Raw genomic sequence first — 9,807 nt, forward strand, 5'->3', positions numbered from 1 at the left:
GGCCCCCGCCACCAAAGGGGTGGCGAAGGAGGTGCCGGTGCAGCTTCCCGTACCTCCACCGGGCAGAACGCAGTCAAGGTCCGTACCCGGAGCGGCGAGGTCCACGTAGGCCCCTTGCGTGCTATAGGGGGCGGGCTGCCAGCCTGGAGAGCTGGGCGTGGCTTCCAAGGCCCCCACCGCCACCAGGCCCGGCAGGTCCAAGGCGGCGGGGTAGTGGGCGGGGCTACCCTGATTCCCCTGGTTACCGGCGGCAACGGCTACGGGGATTCCTTGGCTAAGAGCGGCTTGCAGGGCCAGCCTCAAGGCCTCCACCGGCGTATCCCCACCCAGGCTCAGGTTGAGCACCGTGGGCCCTTGGCGGTTTTCCACCACCCAGCACACCCCCTGCACCACCCGGCTGGCCCGGCAGACCCCGGCCTCGTCGCAGACCCGCACCGGCACGATGCCCGCACCGGGGGCTACCTCCTTCACTAGCCCCGCAACCCCTGTGCCGTGTCCGCCCGGGAAGGCGTCCTGGGGTGTGGGGTCGTCCTCCACGAAGTCGTAACCGGGAAGCTGGGGGATGACCGGGTCCACCCCCGTGTCCAAGACGGCCACCCTGACCCCCTCTCCTGTCCATCCCCGGCGGTGGGCTTGGTGGGCCCCCACCGCCTCGCGGCCCGAGATGCCCCTGAGGCTCCAGAGGCTTTCCGGGTCCGCCTTGTAGCTGGGGTCCAGGGCCTCGAGCTCCTCCAGGGCCTTCCCCAACTCCTTTCCGGTATACCCTAGCTCCGCCAGGGCAAAGCCGCAGCCGGCCAGATCGTCCCGGCGCAAAAGGGTAAAGCCCTTGGGAAGCCTAGGGGTTTGACCTAAGGGTAGCCGGAGGAGGACCCGGCTAGGGTCCACCCGCCCCAGCACCCCAAGCTCCCCCCGGGCCTCCCGGCCTCCCGCCACCACCCGCACGGGCTTGGGCCCACCAGGCACCTCAGGAACCCGGAAGCGCACCCGGCTGGGCTCAGCCAGGGTTACCTGGGCCTCGGCCTCCCCCACCCACACCCGGGCCCCACTCCCCTGCATCCCCGAAAGCCGAGCCTCCACCTCCTCCCCCACCAGGGCCCGGCCTGGGAAAAGGGTAAGGCTTGGCCTTTGGGAAGAGCAGGCCCAAAGCAACAAGGGTAGCCAAATCCATAATCCGTGGCGCATCCTCCACCTCACCTTTGAGGAGGTTGAACCCCTCCAGCTCCAGAAGGCTTACCGGCATGCTAACGTGGGCGGCGCCCACAACCTCCCCTCAAAGCCTAGGCGGGGAGGGGTTAACGGACCCTGAACGGAACAACCCCCCTGGGGGAGGCCCAGGGGGGTGGGGAGGGGTTCAGTAGACGAAAAACCCCCCGGTGTACCGGTAGACGTAGAACCCCCCGGCATAGCGCTCCAGGGAAAGATTGTCCCCGGGGGTAGCGTAGACGAAGAAACCGCCGGCGTAGCGGTCCAAGGAGGCCCCCTCCTTGTCCCCTCCAGCCAAGGCAGAGACCCCAAACCCCAAGGCGACAAGCGCTGCCAACACCAACTTCCTCAGCATCCGCTTCACCTCCTTGGCCTAGGCGCTCCCTAGCGCCAGCCTTCTTTTAGTGCGGGGTCCCTTAACGGCGGGTTAACGGCGGGTGAACGCCCTAGGGCCCCTTTAGGGAGAGGCCATCTCGGAAAGGCGCTTACGGTACCTTTCCGCCAGCACGGTGTAGCGGGCCTCCTCCAGGAGGGCTATGGCCTCCTTCAAGGTGGCGGGGTCCTCGCGGAGCTCGGCCAGGTTGGCCAGCACCGCCGCCGTGAGCACCCAGTCCCGTCCCTCCTTGGCCAGATGGAGGGCCTTAAGGTAGGCCGTCTCCGCCTCCTCCTTCCTACCTTGGCGGTGGTAAAGCGCCCCCAGGTTGTTCCAAGCCCGGCCCATGGCCTCCAAAACCCCGGCCTTTTCAGCTAAGGCCAAGGACTCCTGGTAGAGGGCTTCCGCCTCTTCTGGCTTCCCTTCGCGTTCCCGCGCCACCCCCAGGTTGAGGAGTACCGGGGCCCGGAGGAGGGGGGTTTCCCCCGCGGCCTCCAAGGCCTCGGCGAAGACCCGTTCCGCTTGGGGGCTACCCAGCTCAAAAAGGGCCACCGCCCGGTTGTTGAGGGCATCCACCTGCCGGGCCACCTCTCCTGCCGCCAGGAAGCGGACCGCCGCCCGGGCGAAGAGTTCGGCCGCTTCGGCGAAGCGGCCCTGGCTTAGGGCCAGTAGCCCCTCCAGGTTCAGGGCCTCCCCCTGGGCCCAGGGACTTCCCTGGCGGGCCAGCTCCGCCTCCTTCATGGCCTCCTCCACCTGGCCTAGCCGGAAGAGGATGCTAGCCCGCACCGCCGCCACTTCCCTCTGGAGGCCTGTTTCGCGCAGCGCCGCTCCCTCGAGGGCCTCCAGGGCCTCCCGGTACCGGCCAAGCCTCTCCAAAACCCTGGCTTTCAGGAGGCGCACCTCGGGCTCCTCCGGCAAGGTTTGCAGGAGCTCTAGGCCGAGGCCTGGGTTTTCCGAAAGGAGGGAACGGGTCCGTTGCCGGATGGCCCCACCGGCCCTTTTGCGGTCCGTTTCCCCCCAAAGGGGCCGGGCCAAGAGGTAAAGGGGCAAGGCTTCCTTGGGAGGCAGGTGCCGGGCCAGGGCCAGGGCGGCCTCCTGGGCCTCGAGGGGAAGGTGGGCGAAGGCGTTGGGGTCCAGGGCATCAGGCCGGGGAAGGCCTTCCAGGGCCAGGGCCCTTCCCCCTTCCCGGATAAGCCCTACTCCTCGGAGGATCTCCAGGGTATTCGCCGGGATGCCAAGGGCTTCCACGGCCTCTTTGGGGCAGAAGAGGAGGCCAAAGAAGGCCTTCCGTGCCTCCCTTTCCAAGGGTGCGGGTGGGTGGAACTCCTCCTCCTGCCCTTCCACCGCCCACCTGACCCCGGGAAGGGCCTGGGCTTCCTCCAACAGGGCCTTACCCCGTTGGGGAACGGCCAGCAGGTAAAAGGCACGGGCCTGCTGGGCAAAGGCCTGGTGCACCTCCAGGGCCACCCTTTCCCGGGTGGACCAGACCCATTCCTCCAGCTCCTCGCCCAAGGGCAGCTCCACGCCCTCCAAAAAGGTACCCCGGTAAAGGCGCCGGACCTCCCCTAGGCGCCCCTCGTTAAGGGCTAGGCGGAGGGCCTGAAGGTCGGTGGAGATCCCGGTCCTAAGCACCTCCCCTCCCTCCACCACCCCCAGGGGCTTGAGCTGGGTAAGGGCCACGGAAAGGCTATTCAAGGGGTCCTGGGCCTCGGGCCAGAAGAGCTCGGCCAGGTGGCGCCGGGCCTTGGGGCCTTCCAGGGCCAGATAGGCCAAGAGAAGCAGGGGTTTGGGGCGGTGGAAGGGATGCCCTTCCAGCTCGAGGCCCCCCAGTACCCGGAGCATGCCCTCATGTTAAGCCCTGAGGGGCCCCCGGCGGCGTTTGTGAGATGGCTGCCTCCTCGGGGCAGGCCTGGGGGTCTAGGCTTAAGGCATGGCCAATCGCCTTCTAGGCTCCCAAAGCCCTTACCTCCTCCAGCACGCCGAGGACCCTGTGGACTGGTACCCCTTTGGGGAAGAGGCCTTCGCTGTAGCGCGAAGAGAGGGGAAGCCCCTTTTCCTCTCCGTGGGCTACAGCGCTTGCCACTGGTGCCATGTGATGCACCGGGAGTCCTTCCAAGATCCCCAGGTGGCGGAGATCCTGAACCGGCATTTTGTTCCTGTGAAGGTGGACCGGGAGGAGCGGCCCGACGTGGACACCGCCTACATGCGGGCCCTGGTGAGCCTCACCGGCCAAGGAGGCTGGCCCATGAGCCTCTTCCTCACCCCAGAGGGCAAACCCTTTTTCGGGGGCACCTACTTCCCCAAGGAGGACCGGGGGAGCCTGCCCGGCTTCAAGCGGGTCCTCCTGGCGGTGGCCGAAGCCTGGCAGGCAAGGCGCGTGGAGGTGGAAGGGGAAGCCGAGCGTCTTGCCCAAGCCCTATGGCGAAGCCTTACCCCCCCTCCTGGGCCGGTACCCAAGGAGGCGGAGGCCAAGGCCCTCCAGGCCCTAGGGTCCTCCTTTGACCCCGAATGGGGCGGATTTTTGCCGGCACCCAAGTTCCCCCAAGGAGCCCTCCTCCTCTACCTTGTACCCCTGGCCTGGCGGGGGGAGGAGGGGGCAAGGCGGATGGTGCGCAAGACCCTCGAGGGCATGGCTTTGGGTGGGGTGTACGACCAGGTGGGCGGCGGATTTCACCGCTACGCCGTGGACCGGCGCTGGTACCTGCCGCACTTTGAGAAGATGCTCTACGATAACGCCCTTCTGGCCCGGGTTTATCTGGGAGCCTACCGGGTTTTTGACGAGCCCCTCTTCCTGCGGGTAGCCCGGGAGACCCTGGACTGGATCCTGTCCATGCAGGACCGGGCTGGGGGGTTCTATACGGCCCTGGATGCGGAAAGCGAGGGGGAGGAAGGGCGTTACTACACCTGGAGCCTAGAGGAGCTGGAAGGGGCCTTGGGCGAGGATTACCCCTTGGCCCAGCGGTACTTTGCCTTGGAAAGCGCCTTTCCCATCACGGGTAAGGACGGGTCCCCTAGGTACGTCCTCACCGCCTGGGGCGAGGAGGAGGTGAAGGGCCTGCTGGGGGATGGCTTTACCGCGTGGCGGGAGGGGGTTTTGGCCCGGCTTTTGGCCCTAAGGCGGCGCCGCATGCCCCCAGGCTTGGACGACAAGGTCCTGGCCGACGGGTCCAGCTTGGCGGTGCGGGCCCTGGCGGAAGGGGGAAGGCTTTTGGGGGATGACCGTTACCTGATGGCGGCGCGGAGGGGGGCTCACTTTCTCCTTACGGGTATGCACCGGGAGGGTCTTTTGCGGCACGTGTGGCGGGCGGGAAGCCTGGGGGAGGAGGCCTTCCTCCAGGACCAGAGCTTTGCCGCCCTGGCCCTGTTGGAGATCTATACCGCCACCGGGGAGTGGCCCTACCTGGAGCGGGCGAGGTACTTGGCGGAGGCGGCTTGGACCCACTTTCGGGAAGGTGGCCTTAAGGCCCAAACCCTCCTTCCCCTCCCCACCCGGGACGTGGAGGAAACCACCCTCCCCTCTGGGGCAAGCGCCCTGGCCGAGGCCCTTTGGCGGCTACACGCCGCCTTTGGCGGGGACTACCGGAGGCGGGCCCAGGCCCTTTTGGAGGAGGTGGCCCTGTGGTTGGAACGCTACCCCCAGGCCCTTCCCGGCTTCCTCTTGGTCCACCGCCTGCTTTTGGAGGGCACGGAGCTGGCCCTTCCCATCCCCTCGCCCCTTTTAGGGGTAGTGCGGGGGCTTTACCTGCCCCTTACCCAGCTGGTGAGCGGTCCACCTGAGGCCCTTCCCAGCCTGGCAGGGCGGGAACCAGGAAAGGCCTACCTGTGCCGCGAGGGAAGCTGCCGCTTGCCCGTGGAGAGTGTGGAGGCTTTGTGGGAAGAGCTTGGGGCGGTGTACGTGGGGAGGTAGATTAGTGCGTAGTTTCACGATTTAGCATGCGCGTGAACGTTCTCTCATCAAAGGTATTGACCCCACCCCCCACTCCCCCTAAGCTATTACCGAACGGTCGGTAAGGAGGCCCCATGCCCGAAGCCTGGATCGTAGAAGCCCTGAGAACCCCCATCGGCAAGCACGGGGGCGCCTTGGCCACGGTGCGCCCCGATGACCTCCTGGCCCATGTCCTTTCCACCCTCATGGAGCGAAGCGGGGTACCCAAGGAGGCCGTGGAGGACGTTTACGCCGGCTGCGCCAACCAGGCCGGAGAGGACAACCGCAACGTGGCCCGCATGGCCCTTCTCCTGGCAGGCTTTCCCGTGGAGGTGGCAGGCTGTACCGTGAACCGCCTCTGCGGCTCGGGCCTGGAGGCGGTGGCCCAGGCCGCCCGGGCCATCTGGGCCGGGGAGGGCCAGGTGTACGTGGGTGCCGGGGTGGAGTCCATGTCCCGGGCTCCCTTCGTGGTGCCCAAGGCGGAAAGGCCTTTCCCCACGGGCAACATGGTCATGTACGACACCACCTTGGGCTGGCGCCTGGTAAACCCCAGGATGCAGGCCCTCTACGGCACGGAGAGCATGGGGGAAACCGCCGAGAACCTGGCGGAGATGTACCGGATTCCCCGGGAGGAGCAGGACCGCTTCGCCCTGCTTTCCCACCAGAAGGCCATCCGGGCCTGGGATGAAGGGCGGTTTGCCCGGGAGGTGGTCCCCGTTCCGGTAAAGCGGGGCAAGGAAGAGGCTCTGGTGGAGGTGGACGAGGGCCCCAGGCGGGACACCTCCTTGGAGAAGCTGGCCCAGCTTAAGCCCGTTTTCCGCCAAGGGGGTACGGTAACCGCAGGGAACTCCAGCCCCCTAAACGACGGAGCGGCGGCGGTGCTTCTGGTTTCCGATGCCTACGCCAAGGCCCACGGCCTCAAGCCCCTGGCCCGGGTACGGAGCCTGGCCGTGGCTGGGGTACCCCCTAGGATCATGGGCATCGGGCCTGTTCCCGCTGCCAAGAAGGCGTTGGCGCGAGCCGGGCTTACCTTGAAGGACATCGGCCTTATTGAGCTGAACGAGGCCTTTGCCGCCCAGAGCCTGGCCGTCTTGCGGGAATGGGGCCTGGATATGGAGGATCCCCGCCTGAACCCCAACGGCGGGGCCATCGCCCTAGGCCATCCCCTGGGGGCCTCGGGGGCCCGGATCCTCACCACCTTGGTCCATGAGATGCAACGGAAAGGGGTCCAGTTCGGCCTGGCCACCATGTGCATAGGGGTGGGCCAGGGCATCGCCATGGTGGTGGAGGCGGGCTAAGGGGTCTTCCCCTCCCAGGGGAAGATTGGCACTTTGTATCTATCGTCACGATACAATCCGCTTGTGAACACCAGCTCAGCCCCTGGCCACACCTGACCCAAAAGCCAAAGGTCCTCCGCCGCCACCCGCGCCGGCTTGGCATATCCCCCTAGGCTTCCCTTGTCCGCCAAGAGCACCAAGGGCCGGCCCGAGGGAGGTACCTGGATGCCCCCCAAGGGCGTGGCCTCGGAAAGGCCTTCCCCGCCCGGGACCTCCGGGCCCTGAAGCTCCAGGCCCATGCGGTCCGCCCGGGCCACGCGAAAGGGGGCCGACAGCAGAGCCCCAAAGGCCTCCTCCGTAAACTGGGGTCCTGGCAGAAGGCGGAGGCGAAACACCCCCGGCAAAGGCCTCTGGCGGAAAGCCCAGCCGGGCCGCACCGCCCTCCTCTCCCGAAGCCCCAGGACATCCAAAGCCCTTAAAGGGCGGCCCACCCTTCCCCGAAGATCCGGGGAGGCAGAACCAAAGAAGGTGTGGACCTCGAGGCCCCCCGCCACCGCCAAATACGCCCTCACCCCCCGCCCCCAAGGCCGGAAGGAAAGGGTTTTCCCCCTTGGCCAAAGAAAGCTCCGCCCCGGCGGGATTTCTTCCCCATCCAAAAGGGCCACAAACCCATAGCCCGCAAACCCCACCACCAGGTCCTCTAAGGCGGTGAGCACCGGGCCCCGGTAGGCCATCTCCAGGAGGGGTGTTCCCGGAGGGTTTCCCACCAGCCGGTTGGCCAAAGCGGCGGAATAGGGGTCCAAAGGCCCCGAGCGGGCCAGGCCCAGATGCCCCGCCAGAAACCTTCCCCGGTCCACCACCAGGTCCATGAGGCCCGGTTCCTCCACCCGGAAGGCGGGAAGCCTGGGTTCCCCGGGAAGGAGCTCCAAGGGGGCAGGTTCCGGCGGTGTTGGCCCCGCCGCCTCCCTGAAGCGCACCCGGTCCCCCGGCCTCAGGAGGAAGGGCTCTTCCCGGTGGGGGTCGTAGACCGCCACCAAGGCGGTGCCCAAAAGATGCCATCCCCCGGGAGAAGGCAGGGGGTAGACGCCCGTCTGGGGCCCAGCCAGGGCCACGCTGTGGGCGGGGACCCGGGGCCTGGGGTGGGAGCGCCGGGGTAGGCGCAAGGGCTCCAGTACGGGAGCCAAAAAGGGAAATCCGGGGGTGAAGCCCAGGGCATACACCCGGTACTGCGGCGCCTGGTGCAGGCGTTTAACCTCCTCCAGGGAAAGCCCCGTGCGCCCGGCCACCTGCAAAAGGTCTTCCCCGTCATAACGCACGGGAATATCCACCACCCGGCCCTCCTCCTCCCCCGTCACCTCCGTGTGGGAAGCCAAGCGGCGTAGAAGCCTTAGGAGCCTGGGACGGGTAAGCTTTTGGGCGTCAAACTCCAGGTACAGGGTGCCGTAAGCGGGGATGGCCTCCCAAAGCCCTTCCGGGGGAGCCTTAAGGAGAGCCTGGGCCAGGCCCTGGGCCAAGCGGTTGGCCTCCTCGGAAAGGCCCGCCCCAAAGGTCAGATAGAGGCCATCCACCCTTTCACTCTAACGAAGGCTCAGGCCCAAGGCGGCCCGAAAGCTCCCTATCGGGCAAGGCCAGGAGGACCCCGAGGGAAAACCCTATAAAAACGGCGCTAAAGAGGAATATCCGCCGCAGGGCCTCCACGATACCCTCCTTTAAGGCCCCCTTTAGCTTCTCCCGCACCGCCTCGAGGCGGGCTACCACCTGCAGGGGAACTTGGGTAAGGGCCTGCTCCTCAGCCTGCTTCAAGGAGGCCACCGCCTGGGCCACCGCACCCTCCTCTAACGCCTTCAGCTGGGAGAGAAGCCGAACCTTCCCAGCTGGGGAGGGGCGTTCCCCCAAAGCCCAGGCCAGCCCCTGGCCCCAAGGGAGGCGCAAAAGAGCCTCCTTAGCCACAGCGTCTCCGGCCCATGCCTTTTCCAGCAGGGAAAGGGTGCCCTGGGCAACCCCACCTGGCAGGAGGAGAGCCTTCACCTGCAAGGGCAAAGAGGTTTCCCCCAAAAGGGCTTGCCGCGCCGCTTCGTCCCCCCTTAGGGCCTTTTCCAGAAGGCCCCGGATCCGGGAAAACTGGGCGGGCAGACCACCGGGCACCAGGTTGCCTTTGAACTCCTCCGGCAGGAAAGGATCCTCCAGCAGGGCTTGGTAGGCCGCCTGATCCCCCCGCAGCGCCTTAACCAAGAGGTCCTCCAAACGGGCAAACTCCCGGTCTAGGTCCAGGGCCATCCCCTCCCCCGTCCGGACCATAGCCGGCCTGGAACCACCCCCAGGAAAGGCGCTTTGCAGGTTGGCGCTTAGGCTTTGCGCCAGAAGGGTCCCCAAAAAGGCGATCCCCATGGTGGAGCCAATCTGGCGCATGAACTGCACCATGCTGGTGCCGCTTCCCACGCGTTCCTTAGGCAGGTCGCTTTGGGCCACCACGTTCAGCACGCTCTGCGCCGGCCCCAGGCCAAGGCCCAGGAGGAAGAAAAGGGCTACCGCTAAGAGCAGGGAGGTTCCCACCGCCAGGACAAAGTGCAGGAGGAGGAAAAGGGTTAGCAGGAAGGCGGCACCGGTTAGCGAAAGCACCTTGTACCGCCCAAACCGGGCCAATAGCTGCCCGGCCCCCAGGCTGCCCACCATGACCCCCAGGACCAGGGGCAACACCGTAACCCCGCTTTGGCTGGCGGAAACCCCCTTGACCACCTGCAGGTAGAGGGGCAAGAAGGCCACGGCTCCCAAGAAGGCCGGCCCGTAAAAGAAAGCGGCCACCGCCGATAGGCTAAACACCCGTCCCCGAAACACCCTTAGGTCAAAAAGCGGATAAGGAAGCCAAAGTTCGGCCCATACCCAAAGGGCTAGGCCTAAAAGGGCCCCAGCAAAGAGCCCTAGGATGACGGGACTCCCCCAGGGATAGGTGCTCCCACCCCAGGAAAAGGCCAGCATCAGGGGCACGGTCCAAGCCACAAGGAGGAAGGCCCCGAGGAAATCAAAAGGTT

General features: G+C 66.7%; 7 protein-coding genes. 2 read left to right on the forward strand and 5 right to left on the reverse strand.

Annotation, left to right across the window (positions count from 1 at the left end; all coding sequences use genetic code 11):
• The 3 genes from Q0693_RS05895 to Q0693_RS05905 all read right to left on the reverse strand — a co-directional run.
• Positions 1-1,182: S8 family serine peptidase (locus tag Q0693_RS05895; RefSeq protein WP_298629920.1), on the reverse strand; the 1,182-nt coding region annotated here is incomplete at its 3' end.
• A 169-nt stretch (positions 1,183-1,351) separates the two neighbouring features.
• A complete protein-coding gene (locus tag Q0693_RS05900) occupies positions 1,352-1,558 on the reverse strand; it encodes a hypothetical protein (RefSeq protein ID WP_298629922.1) in 207 nt (68 codons plus the stop codon).
• Positions 1,559-1,660: 102 nt separating this feature from the next.
• The gene (locus tag Q0693_RS05905; RefSeq protein ID WP_298629924.1) at positions 1,661-3,418 is read right to left on the reverse strand and encodes a tetratricopeptide repeat protein; all 1,758 of its coding nucleotides are present in this window, start codon (positions 3,416-3,418) and stop codon (positions 1,661-1,663) included.
• 88 nt (positions 3,419-3,506) lie between these two features.
• On the opposite strand from Q0693_RS05905, the gene Q0693_RS05910 reads away from it, so the two are divergent.
• Together Q0693_RS05910 and Q0693_RS05915 are read left to right on the forward strand one after the other, a co-directional pair.
• Positions 3,507-5,483, forward strand: coding sequence for a thioredoxin domain-containing protein (locus Q0693_RS05910; RefSeq protein WP_298629926.1), 1,977 nt, complete (start codon positions 3,507-3,509; stop codon positions 5,481-5,483).
• A gap of 113 nt (positions 5,484-5,596) precedes the next feature.
• On the forward strand, positions 5,597-6,799 hold the full coding sequence (locus Q0693_RS05915; RefSeq protein ID WP_298629928.1) for a thiolase family protein: 1,203 nt from the start codon (positions 5,597-5,599) through the stop codon (positions 6,797-6,799).
• On the opposite strand, the gene pxpB is transcribed toward Q0693_RS05915, so the two are convergent.
• Entirely contained in the window at positions 6,796-8,346 is a 1,551-nt protein-coding gene (pxpB, locus tag Q0693_RS05920) for a 5-oxoprolinase subunit PxpB (protein WP_298629930.1), read from the reverse strand. The genes Q0693_RS05915 and pxpB overlap by 4 nt on opposite strands.
• Before the next feature lie 4 nt (positions 8,347-8,350).
• Positions 8,351-9,807, reverse strand: a 1,457-nt coding sequence (locus Q0693_RS05925; protein WP_298629932.1) for an MFS transporter, incomplete at its 5' end; no start/stop codon positions are given.

The sequence above is a fragment of the uncultured Thermus sp. genome, from assembly GCF_938010445.1.
GTDB lineage: Bacteria > Deinococcota > Deinococci > Deinococcales > Thermaceae > Thermus > Thermus altitudinis.

Bases quoted from the DNA above. Each gene is read 5' to 3' on its own strand.
- Q0693_RS05900 (WP_298629922.1), bottom strand. From the start codon at position 1,558: ATGCTGAGGAAGTTGGTGTTGGCAGCGCTTGTCGCCTTGGGGTTTGGG.
- Q0693_RS05905 (WP_298629924.1), bottom strand. From the start codon at position 3,418: ATGCTCCGGGTACTGGGGGGCCTCGAGCTGGAAGGGCATCCCTTCCAC.
- Q0693_RS05910 (WP_298629926.1), top strand. From the start codon at position 3,507: ATGGCCAATCGCCTTCTAGGCTCCCAAAGCCCTTACCTCCTCCAGCAC.
- Q0693_RS05915 (WP_298629928.1), top strand. From the start codon at position 5,597: ATGCCCGAAGCCTGGATCGTAGAAGCCCTGAGAACCCCCATCGGCAAG.